Raw genomic sequence first — 18,776 nt, 5'->3', positions numbered from 1 at the left:
GCAAGATCGTTACTCACTCGTTGTTCAGTTTTCAAAGATCAAACTTATTTCAGCGCCGACATTACTTCTCGTCAGCAACTTTTATATCTTATCACATCCGAACCAACTTTGCAAGCTCTTTTTTTAAGTTTCTTTCGAAGCTTATTTCATTTGCTTGCCGCACCGTGTTTCTCGTGTTTTCTTGGCCGGAATTAGAATATACCATGCTAGATTAATTAATGCAACTCTTTTCTCAAAATTATTTATCTTTTGAGTTTTGAGTCTAGCTCAGCTTCGCTTGCCTCAACTAGATCATAGATCACATGTACCTAAACATCTCTCGTTCAACCTATATAATAAATATAAGCCTACTAGTTATTTAAGAGTGTTCTAACGTATTACCCTTCAATAACATTCTCAAACTCTAATTCAATATAATCTTCGTAATACATTCTATTAAGCTAATCCACTAATATATCTCTACCTAATGATCACAACATATTCAACATGTAATCCTCATTATAGAGGTAATAGAGACAATAATAGAAGAAGCACAATTTTCTCACGTTAATCTGAACTAAGTTAGACCAGGTCGAACTAATCTATCACTCCACTAGACCGCTCTACTTCACTACACTTTACTCTGTACAATACTGGACTTTACTAGAATGAACTTTTTTCTCTAGACTCCAATACACACAGCCCGTTACATTCTCATTTCCAACACACTTATTATTACGCCTGAGATCTAAACCTACCCATCACAATGGTGTCATAGAACTGCCCGTCTGCATGCAATCGATCTCTCTTCATAATTCCTTCGACTTCAAAACCTACTTTCTTATATAGTTCTACCGCTTTATCGTTCGTTCCTAACACGTTCAACGTCATCTTTTGTACTCCGGTTGTATCCGCCCACAGAATAGATATCTCCAGCAGCTTCTTCCCTATCCCGTATCCCCAGAATTCTCTCGCAACACATACGCCAAATTCAACCTTGTGTGCAAAGCGTCTTAAGTCTACTCCCACACATCTCGCATAGCCTACAATTCGACCTTGTACCACTGCAACTAAGAATAGATTTCTCCGCTTCTGTGCATCCACTTGGATGATATCCGCAAATCCTGCCTCATCAATATATGCTTCACCCTGTTCGCGATCCATATTATCCGTTTCTCCATCAATCTGCACACGAAGTGAGGATAATTCTCCAGCATCTTTTTCCTCTGCCGATCTGATCGAATAGTTCATTCCTTTTACGTTAAATACCTGTTGTTCAACAATCATAAGAATATAACCCTTCCTCTCCACTGAAATGAAACTCACTATTTGCATACGCTATCCAACTTCTGATGGACTCTTACCTGTGAGCATTTTGAACACCTGGCTAAAATACGTCGCATTCCGGAACCCCGTCATCTCACTGACTTCATACACCATGTAATTGCCCGACTGCAAAAGTTCCATGGCCTGCTGGACTCGGTAGCCGTTCAGATAACTCACAAAGTTTTCCCCACTCACCCTTTTAAACAACTGACTCAGATATTTAGGATGCACAAACAGACCCTTAGCGATCGCTTCAAAACTGATCTCTTCAGCGTAATGCAATTCCACGTATCGTTTGACCTGTTCCACGAGTTTATTGCTCTTCTTCTCGCCCATCTCTTTCCTCGTCTGCTCCAGCCAATTATGAATAATGTCGTCTAGCCAGCTTATCAGGTTCTGCAGAGCATACTTCGATTGAATTTCTTGCAAAAAACCACCCATGGCGAGCGGAGGTGCCAGCATCGGATAATGTCGATTCCAACTATGAATCAGCGTATCAAACAGACTCACAGCCACAACCTGCACATCCTGAATTCCATTACAGCTCCCTTCATCCAGCAAACTACGGATATGATGCCATACCTCTTCTGCCAGATCAGGCCGAATATCCACCCACGCTTCATTCCATTGTCGCAGCAAAAGCGAGTAATCCGCCACACTAGACTCTACTGCCTCTGACGATTGATAACGATAGACACGGCTGCCTCCCTGAAATTCTGCCGCTTCCAGCGCCTCTCTACTCTCCAGATAAGAATCCATTACCTCACACAGGTGACCCTTCACACTCCCAATCCCAGCACTCAATTCTAGCTTGAGGTACGTAAAAATCTGATCAATCATCTGCTCCACGAGGGATTGAACCTGCTCAAGGTAGTCATTCTCGGCAAATAAAAGCAGCACAAATACACGATCAGAATAGTCTACAATTTCGACCTGACAATCAGGCATATGTGAAATCTGCACCTTGATGGTCTCCTGAATAATGTCTGCTGCCCCGTAGCGTAGCAACTGCCAATCCCGCTCTTTCATCCGCGTTAGAAATCCAGGCCGATTTAGTTGTAAGCTGATGGCGCGTACTGGGGAGCTCTTTTGAATCCCTACATAACTTATACGTTCATCTGGAAGCTCGTCTGCTCGATACCGCGTCGTTAGCAATTCATGCAGAAAGTGTTTGCGCAAATAGGGAAGCACTCGGCCAATCTCCTGTTTATATGTCCGCTCTAGTCGCTCATGCCGCTCCCGTACATCCTGCTCCAGCAATACATCACGCAGCACAGACTCAATCTCCTCCACCTCTGCAGGCTTTAGCAAAAAGTGATTCACACCCCAGCGCATAGCTGCTCGGGCATTCTCGAATTCATCGTATCCGCTTAGAATGATAATCGGCAGATGAGGATGTTCCTTCCGCAATGCTTGCGTCACCTCAAGTCCTGTCATTCCTGGCAGATACACATCCGTCATCACTAGATCAGGTTGAAGACGGTGGAACAGTTCCAGTGCATCTATTCCATTGGCAGCTGTTCCGGCAATACGAAGACCGAGGGAAGACCAATGAATGTGATCCGTTAAGGCTTTGATAATATGCGGATCATCATCTACGAGCATTATTGTCTTCATTTGTTCTCACCACCCAACCACTGATTTAGCTGCTCTTCGGTTTCGATGCGTGGCAACCTAATGGTCACTTCCACTCCACCTAGCTCACTAGCACCTATACGTACCCCGTAGTGTGTTCCGCAATAAAGCTGAATTCGCTGATGTACGTTCTGCACGCCTATTCCTGACGTATCTTCCATCCTCCAGCCTTCTGGCAAACCCTGTCCATTATCCAAAATACGAATTACGATACCTGATGAAACTCGGCTCCCTTCTTCTCTAATGTCTTCATGGATATGCACTCGAATTCGAAGCATGTCTTCCTTCGTGTGTCCGTGGATCACCGCATTCTCGATAAAGGGCTGCAAAATAATCTTCGGGATGTAATAACCTCTAACCCGCGGGTCAATCCTTTCCTCATAATCGATGGAGAACGGTAATCGTTCTGCTTGAATGCTGACATAACAACGGGCATGTTCTAATTCATCACGAACGTGAATAAACAACCTGCCCCCGCTCAGTCCGATTCGCAGCAGCTTGCTGAGTTGCACGATCATACGACTGATATCCTTCGCTTCATAATCAAGTGCACGCCAATGGATCATATCGAGTGTATTGTACAGAAAATGAGGTTTGATCTGTGCTTCAAGCAAACCTGTCTGCGCTGCCCGTTTGGCACGACTCTCTTCCCTCACCTGCTCCATCAGCGTTGTCAGTTGTGAGGCCATATGGTTAAAGCCATATGCTAAATGAGCATATTCCTCCGTAAATGAAAGCTGTACCCGGGTCTCAAAGTCACCCTTCTCTAATTGCCGCATTCGTTTGATCAATTGACGAATCGGGTGAACAATACGCCGCACGAATAAACATGCAAGTATCGCTGAACACAGCAGACCTGTCACTGCAATCGCAAGCACTTTCCACCCTGCCTCTCTAACTGGAGATAACAGCATATGAACAGGGATGGTCTGTACCAGACGCCATTGAAGCATCGCTGGGCGGGAATACAGGACAAGCTGTGCACCACCCGATTGCCCAGATACAACTTCGAACCCGTCATCTCCGCGCTCAGCATGCTCTTGAATCCAGGCACTATCAATCAGCGGAATAACGTTCTGTGCGGCGGCTGTTGAAGCTACCTGCTCCTCAGGTGGAGAATCCCCCATATGCATAATCACGTTACCCGCCGTATCGACCAGCATTACCTGCCCCTCCAACACCATAGGCATATCTGCGAATCGACGCACAATATCGGCACGACTTAACCGAATGAGAACGTAAGCTACAGTGTTACCACGGCTATTAAAGATCCGCTGAGCATACCCGATCAGCGAGTGACCAGACTCATTCTCCCTTAGAGGCACCCATGCTCCATCGGCTTGCTCTAGCGCCACAAACCACTCAGCGTCAGCAATCGTATTTACTGGGTAGATCCGATCTTCTGTCGTTATCGCCACACCATTAAAAGCATCCGTGTACAGCTCCACCGACGTAATGCCCTCGCTAACGACAACCGTGTGATCCAGTATTTTGGAGACTTCGCGCCGCTGATGAATTTGTGTCAATCGCCCTTTGCCAGACGTCTCCAAGAGAGCAGATAGCTCCCTGTTGCTGGTAAGTGAATAAGCAGTCCCCGTCACCCCTGTTATAAAATCAAACCCTCGACGGGTGCTCTCATTAAGAAGGGCTAGCCGAGCCTTACTAATCTCGGTGAATGTGACTGCGGAGAAGGATTGATACGCCAACCACACAATGACAGACACCAGCAACAGGTTAAATACAATAAAGCAAGTCACCATCAACGTGGAGAGCTTGCTTTGTTGCAGCTTCTGATTAAACCATCTGGATAATGCACGTTTCCTCATGGAATCACTCGTTTCGTGTTGGAGTTACCCTTTAAGCCCGGAGGTTGCGATTCCTTCCACAAAGTACTTCTGGCACACGATAAATACGATAAAACACGGCACAAGTGACAGCACTGACATGGCAAACATCGGGCCCCAATCGGATTGGGAACTGGAATCCAGGAACAGACGCAAACCTAGCGGCACCGTGTATTTACTTACATCACTCAGATAGATCAACTGACTGAAGAAGTCGTCCCATGTCCATAAGAATGTAAATATCATCGTGGTGACCAGTGCTGGAAACGCAAGTGGAATAATGATCTTGGTGTATATTCTCACAGGGCCACATCCATCAATCGTTGCTGCCTCATCCAGCTCTTTCGGAAGCCCCCGGAAGAACTGAACCATGAGGAAAATGAAGAATGCATCCGTTGCGAGCCATTTGGGCACGACGAGAGGTAGATACGTATTTACCCATTCCAGATGATTAAAAAGGATATATTGTGGGATCAGCGTGACATGATGCGGCAACATAATCGTCATTAGCATCAAGCCGAAGCAGATTGCTTTGAAGCGAAAGTTCAGCCGGGCAAAAGCATATGCTGCCATGGAGCAGGAGATAACGTTGCCAAGCACAGCGCCCAGCGACAGCACGATGGAGTTGGTCAGAAAACGCGAGAATGGATTACCCTGAATTCCCGACCAACCAGTCATATAATTTTGCCAATTCCATTCTTTCGGCCAAAACCAGGTTTCCGTGAAAATCATATGTCCTGGCTTGAACGAACTACCCAACATCCAGAGAATGGGATACAACATGACAAAAGCGATTCCTGAGATCAGCACATGTTTGGCAACCACCCACGTAACGGAATTTCGTTGTCCGATCATGATTTCCCACCATCCTCATAGTGCACCCATAGCTTGCTGCTGCGGAATACCAGCAATGTAAATACCCCGATCAGAACAACCAGCACCCACGCCATTGCGGAAGCATAGCCCATTTGGAAAAAGGAGAATCCCTTTTTGTACAAATACAGAGAGTACATTAATGTTGAATTCACTGGCCCTCCGCTACCGTTACTAATAACGAAAGCCTGTGTGAACGACTGAAAGGATGTAATGAGTTGCATGACAAGATTGAAGAAGATGACAGGTGATAGGATCGGCAATGTTATATAGAAGAATCTCCGTAAAGGCCCCGCACCGTCCACCGCTGAAGCCTCATCATACTCAGGTGGGATCTGCTTCAAGCCTGCTAAGAAAATAATCATGGATGAACCGAACTGCCATACCGATAACAGTACGATTGAATATAGAGCATACTTCGGGTTAGCAACCCAATCCGGGGCTTTGATGCCAACCATGGCAAGCACACCATTAAGCAGCCCGTCGCCACCTAGCATTTTGCGCCATAACATAGCAATCGCCACACTGCCTCCAAGCAGCGTCGGGATGTAATACACTGTTCGATAAATGCCAAGTCCACGTATGCCTTTGTTGAGTAGCATGGCGACAAGTAATGCGAAGATAAGCTTGACCGGTACGGATACAGCAACATACGTGAACGTGACCTTGAGCGACTGGATAAACAGCTTATCCGATGTAAACATCGTCATGTAGTTATCCAGACCGACCCAGGAAGGGGCGGCCAGGATACTATAATCGGTAAAGGAAATATACAACGATACCAACATGGGACCTAGGGTCAGAAATAATAATCCAACAAGCCATGGGGCGAGAAACAGAAGGGCAGCTCCATTATGTGCATATCTTCGTTTCACTCGCCGGGTGGCCACACTCTCGACTCGGGCTTGACTGACCTGTGATGTAGTCATCCTATCGTAACCTCCCCGCAGAATTAGAAAGTCTGGAACGGCTTCACTCGTTATTGACTCGATCCAAGCGTAGCTTTGGCACCTTCAATAAATTGGGCAATGACATCCTGCATGCTGCCCTGACCAAAGGCGATCTGCTCGCTTGTGCTCTTGAAGCTTGTGTCCACCTCAGCGAATCCCTGCGGGTATGGCGGGTCAATCTCACTGGAATGCTTCGATACGGTATCGATGAATTGGAAAATAGCTTGTTCTGCTTCTGGCAGAGTTGGCTGCATCTGCTCACGAATGCTTGCGTTGACTGGCACACCACGTTCTGAGCCCAGAATTGCCGTTGCCTCAGGATCATTTACCATAAAGTCAATGAACATGGCGACTTCTTTTGGATGTTTCGTTTTGGCATATCCGGAGAGAAATTGACCTGGTTTCAGATATTCACCGATTTGCTTTTCATTCACGCCGTGAGGAAGCACTTGGATAGCGAGCTTGTGATCCTGATTTTTGTTCACCTGCTGGAATGTCAGCAATTGGTTAGACCATGCAAAATCCATTGCCGCTGTTCCAAGTGAAATCGGTCTTGTCTCCAGTGCGTTCGTTGTGGAAGCCGTCACCTCCGCAGAAGTTGCGCCTCCGCTCTCACGTAGAGCAGCCCACATCTCAAACCACTGCTGTAACTCCTCACTAGTCGCTGTTAATGTACCTCCGTCAAACAGTCCTTTTCCCGATTGCCGGATAAATACCTCGAACATATTGGTCGCGCCAGAGATGTCGGCAGAACCGTAGAATCCATCCCCTTTGGCTGCAGCAATCTTGGTCGCAATATCTTCAAAGTCCTTCCATGTCCAGCTCTCCTGTGGCTCTTCAATACCTAACTCCTGAAATATGGTAGCGTCATAAACGACACCTGGTGCATTGACTCCTAATGTAATTGCGTATAATTTATCATCAATCGATCCGGCTGTGATCATACTCTGATCATGATCCTTAGTCCGCAGCTCTTCGCTATCTGCATACGGAGTCAGGTCAAGCAAAGCACCGCGCCGAGCAAAATCTGTCAAAAACGCGTAATCCATCTGTACGATATCTGGGGCGTTAGATCCGGCTACCTGCGTGGTCAGCTTATCAAAATAACCATCCCAGCCTGAATATTCAGGTTTAATGGTGATGCCCGGATGCTTCTCTTCAAACAATTTGATCACTTTGGTTGTTAAATCATGTCTGGTCTGTGATCCCCACCAGGTCATACGTAGTTCAATCTTACCTGAGGTGTCTCCTTTGCCTTCTTCATCAGAAGAAGCCGTTGTACCGGAAGACCCTCCAGAACAGGCTGTAGCGAACAATAACAGGGACAGACAGAACAGGGTTACCCACTTTTTCGTGATCATCATGAATGAAATTCCTCCCCTATTTGCATTTATGAAATCGCTTACAAAACCTATTGTAACGATCCATTGCTGCACATGACATAAACAAAAGTAAGCTTTCCTGTCAAAAAAGTAAGAGGTTATTATACAAAGAGGAATTTCAAATCACTCATGAACCTATGCACCACTGATGAGATCAGCATGTGTGTTTAAGTGGAGGTTAATCTTCATGGATATGGTATTATAGCAGGTTCATTTAAGCAATAGGTTTAAGGCATTTTCAAGAGGTAGGTAACCAAAAATAGAAAAACAAAGATACCCATAGCACCCTATGACATACTACAGGGCTATGAGTATCCTAACCTACCTAGTGCCTACGAGTGCACCATCATAACCAAGTGATTCAACCTTTCCGCGATAACATGGACATGCGGTGTGGTTACAATCGTAAAATGATTACACGCCAATTCCTGTGCATACACCTTGCCCAGACTCAAACCATGCCACCCCGAGGGATGAATAACTTGATGCGTGTCTGTCGGTTGCGAAGCATACCATAGATGAATATCAGTCCGTAGTTTACCTTTCAATATATACTTCTCAATCGCTCTCTGGTTCACAACCATAATGCGTGCATTGCGGGTCATCTGCTCCATTGTCAAACCTGGCGGAAGCCTGTTCCACTTCTTGGCTACTGCATAAACCTGGTCCAGATCATGTTCCTCGACTTCATCATCCAGCATTTCCATGGTCAATCCAAGCTGTGTTGCCGCACACATGCTGAGCGACGGCACGGGGTTGGACCGAGAGTCTGATCCGGCTTTTATCGCTTCAGCAGGGACATCGACGATGCCCAGTAGTGCCACTTCATCCCCACGCTGCTCCAGCAATCGGGAGATTTCTACTGCAATGTAACCACCGAACGACCAACCTAGGATATGATACGGTCCACGCGATTGAACCTGATCCATTTCTTGCAGATAGGCTTGAGCCATGTCTTCAATGGTCGTTAAGGGTGTCTCTTCCGAGTTATATCCCCGAGCCTGCAAGCCATAGACCGTTACATCATCCTCCAATTGACGTACCAGGTCCAGATAACCCAGCACATCCCCACCTTGGGGGTGGATCACAAATAGGGTTTTCTCCCCTCTTCCTGCCTGCAAAGGAACACGAATCTGATTCGTTTCGTGGATGATCCCTTTCTGAATACTGACTGCCAATTGAGACAATGTTGGATACATGAACAGCTGCTTCACTGCAAGTTGCACGCCATACGATTTATTGATTTTGCTAATCAGCTGCATGGCTTTCAACGAATGTCCACCTAACTTAAAGAAATTACTACTCGGCCCAATGGAAATGCCTGATCCGAGTACCTCCACCCATAAGTCACGTAGCCGCGCTTCGTCTTGAGTTAGCTCTGTATCCATTGTAGCTTCGTCATCCCATACAGGGTCGGCCAATGCTTTGCGGTCAATTTTATTATTCGGCGTAAGCGGGAATTGTGACACAAACACCCAATGACTAGGCACCATATGAGCAGGTAATCGCTCCTGTGCATATTTCTCCAGCGGTCCATACTCCCACGTATAATTTTCTTTAAGCACAAGGTAAGCAACCAATGTGCGATCTCCCAGATGGTTGGCTCGTGCATCCACCAATACCTCGTCCACATGGGGATGCTCTGCGAGCGTTGTTTCCACCTCACCGAGTTCAATCCGAAATCCACGAATTTTCACCTGATAATCGGTTCTTCCTAGGAATTGAATACTTCCATCCGTATAATAACGTCCCAGGTCACCTGTCTTATACAGCCGCTCATCGGTATGTAAACGGGACTCTACAAAACGTTCGGCAGTTAAATCAGGCTTGTTCAGATACCCAAGAGCCAGTCCGCGACCAGCGATATAAATCTCACCCTGCACACCAACAGGCACTGGCTGTAGATACTGATCCAATATATATACACGACTGTTGGCAATCGGTCGCCCGATGGAATCCGGCTGTTCCACTCGGTATGGATATACCGTGGCTGCTACGGTTGATTCAGACGGACCATATGAATTATACATCCGGTTATGTTGGTTATATTTTTCAATCAGCTCTGCGGGACACTTCTCCCCAGCTACAATCATCACACGTAGATTCGCAACCTCTTCCTCCTCCAATGTGGCAAGGACAGATGGCGGGAAGGCTCCGAAGGTAATATGCTGTCTTTGTAAAAATGCCCCAAGGTCTTCACCACGCTGATAGATATGAAGACTCGCCCCAGACAATAAAGCCGTCATCGTCTCGAACACCGATCCATCGAAGCTGAATGATGCAAACTGCATGACATGGTCTGCTGGTGTTACCGCAAAGGTCTCGATATTGTCGAGCGCTAGATTAACAACACCCCGATGAGCAATCATTACCCCTTTTGGTTTCCCCGTTGATCCTGAGGTATAGATCACATACGCCAGGCTGTCGGAAGCCACCGTAGATTCCATATCTTCGGTAGACTTCAGACTAATCTGCTCATACTCACGATCTAAACAAATGACATTCATCGAATCCAAAGATAGCTGCTCCAGATCAGCACTGTTGACCACCATGGTATGTGGACTAGCGTCCTGAAGCATGTATGACAACCGTTCTGCAGGGTAACTAGGATCTATAGGCACATAAGCTGCACCCGCTTTGAGCACAGCCAGAATGGATACAACCATCTGCACAGATTTGTCGAGACATATCCCTACAAGATCATGTTCACACACACCACGTTCCTGCATATACCTCGCCAATTGATTGGCTTGCTGATTCAATTGAATATAGGTTAGTTGCACTGCACCACACGTCACGGCCAGTGCATCCGGAGTTTCCTTCACCTTTTGCTGCCACAACTCATGAATGCTGATCTCTGGCACATCACGCTCTGTGTCATTCCATTCCACAAGCTGCTTATGCAATTCTTGCTGAGATAGTATGGGGAGATGACCAACGGCCTCATTAGGCGAATGCACAATACTCTGTAACAACACGCCAAAACTATCAGCCATTCTACCTATGGTCGTCTCTTTAAATAGATCAGCATGATATAAAAAAGTGCCTTTTACACAATCGCCTTGCTCCTGAAGGCTTAGCGTCAGATCAAAGGAAACGGTATCGACCTCCGGTTCGAGCTCTATCAACTGTACTCCTGCCATATCGATCGATGCCTCTGCAAAGGATGCCATGCTGAAAAAAACCTGAAACAGCGCATTGTCGGTCGTAGAACGATCCGGCTGCAGTGCCTCTACTATTTTCTCAAAAGGAACCTCCTGATGAGCATAAGCCTCAATCGTATTCTGCTTCACCTGCCGCAAATGCGCCCTGAAACTGTTGTCCGCAGAGAGTAGCGAACGAATAACAAGTGTATTGGCAAAAAAGCCGAATACTCCTTCGAGTTCCTCCCGATTCCGATTCGCACTCACGGTACCCACCGATATATCAAATTGCCCACTATATCGCTGGAGTAACAGCTTAAAGGCTGTCAACATAGCCATATATAGCGTTGCGCCTTCTTGTTGAACGATCTGTCTTAGTGATTGAATCAGAGAGGAATCAACGGTAAATTCCAGTTTTCCGCCACGGGCAGATTGAAAAGGAAGTTTGGGTGCATCGGTTGGAAGCTGAAGGACTTCAGCTCCCTTGAGTTTATTTTTCCAATAGTCCAACTGGGTATCTAATAATGTCCCTTCTAATAGCTCGCGTTGCCACATCGTATAGTCCGCATACTGTAAAGGTAGATCCGGGAGAGGTGAAGGCTGATGATGAAGGAAAGCACTGTAAAGAGCCCTCAATTCATTCATGAGTACATTCATGGACCAGCCATCAGAGATAATATGATGCATCATCATTGAGAAAACGAACTTCTTAGGCTTTCGCTCTAACGGGATTAATACTGCTCTGAACAGTGGACTCTCCGACATCTCGTAAGCATCAGCCGCTCTTCTTGAAACCCACTCCACAGCAGCCTGCTCATCCGCATGAGCCAATTCAATGACATCGACACACACACGTAGGCGTTCCGCCACACATTGGACAGCCGTTCCTTCTTCTTCTCGAAAAAACGTCCTCAGCGATTCATGCCTATCGACCAATTCTTGAACACTGCGTTGAAGCACCTCTAGGTCAAGCTCTCCTTCTAGTCTCCATAACGAATTCATATGATAAGCGGAGCTATCCGGATCAAGCTGTTGAATAAACCATAGTCTCTGCTGGGCAAAGGATAGTGGAAAAACGTAAACATCATCATGCACTTCATCACTCAGATGTGTATTCAATACAGTTCCTCCTGTCGCTAGGTTTAAAAGGTTATTCAAAAAGTCCGCTTTGGCGGACTTTTCGAACGTACACTTTAAGGCCGAACAGTTTGGGCTTTCCGTGATATCCGTTTGATCGGAGTAAGTGTGCTGGAGGCAGGAGGTTGTTGCTCTACCTTACCTGCGAACGCTTGTAGAATCGGCTGACCAAATAAATCGGCTAATTTGGCATCAATGCCCTGTCTTGCATTCAATCTTGAGATCATCTGTACAGCAAGGAGCGAATGTCCCCCAAGTGCAAAGAAATCGTCATGAATTCCTACTCGGGATACACCTAACACCTCTGACCAAATTTCCGCCATTACCTGTTCCATAGGGCTCTGAGGAGCAACGTATTCCTTCACGCCATAAGCCTCATCACCCACTGGATCAGGTAATGCTTTGCGATCTAACTTCCGGTTCGGAGTTAACGGAAACTCGTCCATAACCACCCATGCCGAAGGAATCATAAAGTGCGGAAGCTTGCGTTTTACATGATCCCTTATATCCTCAATCACAGGAACCTGAGCGTCCCTACCTGTCAAATAAGCGACCAATTGCGAACCATGCTGCTTGGTTTCTTTCACTAATACGAGAGCTGCCTGCACGGATGAATGGCTTGATATCACGGACTCAATCTCCCCAAGCTCTATCCGGAACCCTCGAAGCTGAACCTGATGATCTACCCGGCTGACAAATTCAAGGGAAGCATCCTCATTCAATTTCACCAAATCCCCTGTGCGGTACAGCTTTTCTCCAACCTGGAATGGATGTGGAATAAACTTCTCGGCCGTTAATTCCTCACGATTCAGATAACCAGCAGCAACGCCAACTCCACCAATGTACAATTCTCCAGGAACACCAATCGGAACCGGATGAAGCTGCGGATCTAACACATATAACGTGATATTCGGCAATCCCCACCCAATGGATGGAGCTTGATTATTGGTCTCACGACTAGCCACACGTCCTTCTGTACTAAAGATCGTACACTCGGTTGGCCCGTAGATATTGATATATTCAAACGGAAGATCCGCAGGTGGACGAAGCTGAAGACGATCCCCACCAACCATAATAGATCTGAATACACCGTCCTGAGGCCACGTTAAATCAAGCAATTGCTCGGCAATAACAGGTGGCAAAAAACAACCTATCGTGATGCCTTGGGACAGGAACCACTGCTGTAATACTTGTGCATCCATAACCACTTCCTGCTCCATCAGATGAACACTCGCACCAGCGGTCAGGAACGGCCACACTTCCAGCAACGAAGCATCGAAGCCCATCCGTGAAACCTGCGCACTTCGATCCGAAGGTGTAATACCGAAGCGTTCGTGATGCCAGAAGATCACATTAAGCAACCCTTTGTGCTTCAACATAGCTCCCTTCGGTTTGCCCGTTGAACCGGATGTATAGATGATATAAGCGATATCGTCGGCAGTGGATGCTGGCACAGGATTTCCGTGATTGCCTTGCATCCATGGCTCACTTTGATCTACGTAGATAACCTCAGCTACAGTTGCCGAAGGCTGATCCATAAGGGTCGTTCCTGTAATCAGTATCCCTACCTGGGCATCCTCCATGATGAAACGAAGACGATCCTCTGGATAGGTTGGATCCAGCGGTACATAGCATGCACCTGATTTGAATACAGCGATCATGGCAATTAGCCAGTCTGCAGAACGTTCCATGCAAACGCCGACATTCATTCCCTGTCTAGCTCCTCTGTTCCGCAGCTCATGAGCGAGTTGATTCGCCTTGTGATTTAATTCCCCATAACGTAGCTGCTCGTCTCCGTCAGATATGGCAAGCGCGTCAGGTGCTGTAGCCGCTTGTGCTTCAAACAGTTCGTGAACACAACGTTCCCAGGAATAATCACGTTGGTTCTGATTCCATCCAACAATGAGCTGATGCTGTTCTTCCTTGGATAGAAGAGGAAGCTGATTCAGTGCTTGATCTGGATTCGCCACAATTCCTTCTAACAAAATGTGAAAATGCTGCACGAGTCGCTTCATTCCTGCGCCAGCAAACAAAGCTGTATTATAGATCAGGTCACCACCCAGCCCTTGCTCCTTCTCCTCCATAATAAGAGAAAGATCAAAGAGTGCTGTATTGCCCTGAAGCTCAATGGAATGTACATGAACATCAGGAATACTGAATTCATCTGCAGGTGTATTTTGCAAAGTAAAGAGCACTTGAAACAATGGCGTGTGACCGGTGTCTCGATCTGGCTGTAATTCTTCAACAAGCTTCTCAAACGGAACATCCTGATGCATATAAGCCTGTAGCGCCGTTTCTTTCACTTGGGTTAACAATTGGCGGAAGCTCATGTTCCCTGCAAACTGAGATCGGAGTACAAGTGTATTGGCGAAGAAGCCAATCAACCCTTCTGTCTCCTCCTGATTCCGGTTGGCAATCGGCGTACCCACGGCAATATCCTCCTGTTGGGTATACCGGTACAGTAGAATCTTCCATGCAGATAAAAGTGTCATATATAACGTCGTGCCTTCACGGCGACTCAACTTCTTCAGTTCAGCCAGGAGAGGCTCTGCAATGTGGAATCGTTCCGTTGCCCCTTCAAATGTCTGAGCAGCCGGACGTGGATAATCCGTTGGCAATTGGAGAACGGACACATCCTGTAGCTGATGCCTCCAATAGTCTAGTTGGCGATCCATCACGCCTTCACCAAGCCACTTCCGCTGCCAGATTGCATAATCAGCATATTGAATCGGAAGTTCTGCAAGAGGCGCAGCCTCTCCGAGCAAATGAGCTGTGTATAATGCACTCAACTCACGGATAAAGACTCCCATAGACCATCCATCAGAGATGATATGGTGCATAGTCACCCCCAGCACGTACTCTTGAGGCGCTAACTGAATTAAGGCTGCACGCAGCAACGGCCCCTGACGCAGCGAGAACTCCCGGTCTCCTTCATCTGTAATCCAATTCATAGCTTGTTGGAGTGCATCTGGGTGATTTTGCAGATCCATATAGGTTAGTACTGACGGAATCTCAGGCTGCACTACCTGTAACGGTTCGTTTCCCTCTCCCGCAAGGAAGTGGGTTCGTAGTGACTCATGCCTTTGGATCAGATCATGGATGCTGCGCTCCAACACCTCCCGTTGAACAGAACCATTCAGACGCCAGAGGGAAGGGATATGATAATTTCGGTTCCCTGGATACATTTGCTCGAAGAACCACATCCGCTGCTGTGCAAAGGATAACGGTACATTCTGTTCACGTGTGACATCCACCATACTGGATGTCGCAGCAACATCCTGCCCACCTTCGGTACTGCGAAGTTCCTGAATCCGCTTCGCCATCTGCGAAAGCACCGGACGTTGGAAGACTTGAGCAAGTGGATACTCAATGCCAAACAGCTTCTTCACTCGGGATACAATCTGTGTGGCTAAGAGCGAGTGACCCCCAAGCTCAAAGAAATGATCATGCGCACCAATCCGCTGTAACCCCAGCACGTCTGACCAGATTCCCGCCAGCATCTCTTCCACCGGATGTCGCGGAGCCACATAGTCCTGTGCGCCATATAGCTCACTCGGCGTTGGTTCAGGCAGGGCTTTACGATCTACCTTGCCGTTTGGCGTTACAGGGAAGTGATCCAGTACCACCCATGCCGCAGGCAACATGAATTGTGGCAGCTTCGGCTTCATATATTCACGTAGCTCGTTGACGAGTACCGCATTGGTTTTCCCACGGGAGGCCTCTGGCTGAGTTGCAATATAAGCTACCAGTTGCTTCCCTGTTTCGCCGATCTCCCGTGCCTGCACAATGACGCTATGTACAGCTGGATGACCCACTAAAACCGACTCGATTTCACCCAATTCGATGCGGAATCCCCGGATTTTCACCTGATGATCCGCACGACCAATGTAGCTTAAGGTGGCATCCGCGTTGTATTTCACCAAGTCTCCAGTTCGATACAACCGCTCCCCTGACCGAAACGGATGTGCCACAAACTTCTCGGCATTCAGCTCCTCCCGGTTCAAGTACCCGATAGCGACCCCAACACCGCCAATGTACAACTCCCCGGGTACCCCGCGAGGTACTGGATTCTGGTGGGCATCCAATACGTACAATTGCGTATTCGGAAGTGCTCCACCAATCGATGGAGGGGTGAAGCTACCATCCTCCGCCTCCACCGTAGACACGGTGCTGAGAATCGTACATTCCGTTGGCCCATAGATATTCACGTAATCAAAGGTGAGATGCGCTGGTGGACGCATCTGCAGTCGTTCACCCCCTGCGAGCAATGCTCGCAATGCCCCATCCTGCGGCCAGGTAAGCGGCAGCAGTTGCTCTGCGACCACTGGAGGCAGGAAGCAGCTCAAGGTGATCTGGTGATCCAGCAACCAGTGTTGCAATCCCTCGGGGTTCAGCACGATCTCTTGCTCCATCAGATGCACACTGCCTCCGGAGCAGAGCAGCGGCCAGGTTTCCAGCAAGGAAGCGTCAAAGCCCATCCGCGCGATCTGAGCACCGCGGTCTGCCGGGCTTGTCCCAAACCGGCCCTGGTGCCACAAAACAACATTCAGCAAGCCTTGATGACGAAGGATTGCGCCCTTAGGCTGTCCTGTAGAACCCGATGTATAGATCACATAGGCTGGATCTTGCGCAGTTGCCCATGGCTCTGGATTAGCTCTGTACTCAATGTACTCACTGTTTTTACTGCTCTCAAGATTCTCGCCGCTATCCCACGTTCCCCAATCCGATTCCCGATCCAAACAGAGCACCTCTACCGATGGCTCTATGGTCAACCGGTTCAGCATTTGCGAATGGGTCACCAACAGCGGTACATTGGCATCCGCCATCATATAATCCAGTCGTTCCTCTGGATAGGTCGGGTCGAGCGGCACATAGCAGGCTCCTGATTTGAACACGCCAAGCATGCCAACCAACCAGTCAACGGAACGCTCCGTGCAGACTCCCACATAACTCCCCGGATGCGCTCCCCGCTTACGGAGAGTATGCGCCAAGACATTCGCCCGTTCGTTCAGCTCACCATACGTGATCTGCCGATCCTTGTCCGTTGCAGCGAGTGCTTCGGGCGCTCTAGCCGCTTGATCCTCCACCAGCTGGTGCACAAGACAGCTCCAATCATAGGCTTGATCCGTCTCATTCCAATCGACCAGCAATTGCTGGCGCTCTGGAGCAGTCACCATACCTAACTGAGCAAGCGAACGATCCGGCGTTGCCGCCATTTGGCGCAGCAGTTCCATGAAATGACCGGATAAACGCTCGATCCATTCGGCATCAAATCGGTCGCTTTTATACATCACCTTCATATGTAACTCCGAATCAGCGGGTGAGAGAGATACGGTGATCGGGAAGTTCGTTTTCTCCGCAGCCTTGATTTCCGTAATCCTTACCAGTTCCTCTCCTGGCTGGTCGTCAATCGGTGTAGGGTAATTCTCAAAAACAAACAATGTCTCGAATAACGGTTGATCCTGTGGCACCTCACTCCAGTTACGAATATCTACGAGAGAGGTGTGCTCATACTGTCTAATAGTCGACTGTCTGCGATGGACAGACTGGAGCCAATCACGGACAACCTGCTCCCCATCCACTTGGATACGTAATGGTAACGTATTGATGAAGAGACCTACCATATGCTCAGCGCCTTCAAGCTCTGCTCCACGTCCTGAGCTAGTTACACCGAACAGCACGTCCGATTCCTGGCTGTACCGGCTTAACATAAGAGCCCAGGCACCTTGAAGCACGGTGTTCACAGTGATACGGCTCTCAGTAGCTAGTTTTTTGATCGCAGTAGTGTACTCCTCCGGAATAATTAGATCATGCTGAGCTGATGAAGTCCCTTCTTCGGTATTTCCACCAATCTTCATTCCGAGCTGAGTTGGTGAAGCGAAGCCCCGTAACTCCTGTTTCCAGAACGTTTCAGCCGCCCCAGCATCCTGATTTCGAAGCCAATGAATGAAGTCTCTATAAGGACGCACCTCGGGTAACTGCATGTGTTGCCCACGTACCAACGATTGATATATATGAAGCAACTCAGCCTGTACAACCGAGAAGCTCCATCCGTCAAACAACAGATGGTGGCACATCCACACCATATTGTAGCGCTCATCTTCCCACTGAATTAGGGACACACGCATTAAAGGAACCTTTTTTAGATCAATGCCCCGCTCCTGATCCTCGGTAAGAAAACGTGCCAGAGCAGCTTCTCTGTCTGAAGTTTCAAGCGCTTGCCAATCATGCCGTTCAAGTGTAATCCGTGCTTGGCGATATACAGCCTGCAAAGGTTCTGCTGTGCTATTCCAGAGAAATCGGGTTCTAAAAACAGAGTGCCGCTCAATCAAAATGTTCCAAGCTTCCTCCATCTTGTCCGGGTTCAGCGAACCCTCCACTTCAAGATTGATCTGAGTAAGGTACGTATCGTTAGCCTGTATACCCTGATCGTACAGGGAATGGAACAGCATTCCCTGTTGGATCGGCGACAGAGGATAGATATCGACAACATCTTTGTTCTTCACG

The 18,776-nt window shown here is 47.8% G+C and carries 8 protein-coding genes; all 8 read right to left on the bottom strand.

From position 1 onward, the window contains the following. Positions 1–714 precede the first annotated feature (714 nt). Entirely contained in the window at positions 715–1,266 is a 552-nt protein-coding gene (locus tag M3636_RS26230) for a GNAT family N-acetyltransferase (RefSeq protein WP_251384488.1), read from the bottom strand. Between the two features lie 51 nt (positions 1,267–1,317). After that, positions 1,318–2,922 (bottom strand): response regulator, encoded by a 1,605-nt coding sequence (locus M3636_RS26225; protein ID WP_251384487.1) that lies wholly within the window; start codon positions 2,920–2,922, stop codon positions 1,318–1,320. Further along, positions 2,919–4,766: a cache domain-containing sensor histidine kinase gene (locus tag M3636_RS26220; RefSeq protein WP_251384486.1), complete on the bottom strand. Its 1,848-nt coding sequence runs from the start codon at positions 4,764–4,766 to the stop codon at positions 2,919–2,921. The genes M3636_RS26225 and M3636_RS26220 overlap by 4 nt, the downstream gene beginning before the upstream one ends. Positions 4,767–4,790: 24 nt before the next feature. Then, complete coding sequence (locus M3636_RS26215; protein WP_145052136.1) at positions 4,791–5,639, bottom strand: carbohydrate ABC transporter permease; 849 nt, start codon at positions 5,637–5,639, stop codon at positions 4,791–4,793. After that, a complete protein-coding gene (locus M3636_RS26210; protein WP_251384485.1) occupies positions 5,636–6,586 on the bottom strand; it encodes a carbohydrate ABC transporter permease in 951 nt (316 codons plus the stop codon). Before M3636_RS26210 ends, M3636_RS26215 begins: the two co-directional genes overlap by 4 nt. 50 nt (positions 6,587–6,636) lie before the next feature. Continuing rightward, entirely contained in the window at positions 6,637–7,971 is a 1,335-nt protein-coding gene (locus M3636_RS26205; RefSeq protein ID WP_145409830.1) for an ABC transporter substrate-binding protein, read from the bottom strand. Positions 7,972–8,321: 350 nt separating this feature from the next. Beyond that, positions 8,322–12,251 carry a non-ribosomal peptide synthetase gene (locus M3636_RS26200; protein ID WP_251384484.1) on the bottom strand — a complete coding sequence of 1,310 codons (3,930 nt, stop codon included), beginning with the start codon at positions 12,249–12,251 and terminating at the stop codon, positions 8,322–8,324. A 74-nt stretch (positions 12,252–12,325) separates the two neighbouring features. After that, positions 12,326–18,775 (bottom strand): non-ribosomal peptide synthetase, encoded by a 6,450-nt coding sequence (locus M3636_RS26195; RefSeq protein WP_251384483.1) that lies wholly within the window; start codon positions 18,773–18,775, stop codon positions 12,326–12,328. Between the last annotated feature and the right edge of the window lies 1 nt (position 18,776).

Source organism: Paenibacillus sp. MER 99-2 (assembly GCF_023714095.1).
Lineage (GTDB): Bacteria > Bacillota > Bacilli > Paenibacillales > Paenibacillaceae > Paenibacillus.
Note: the sequence above shows the minus strand (reverse complement) of the source record. Positions and strands in the feature narration are given on the sequence as shown.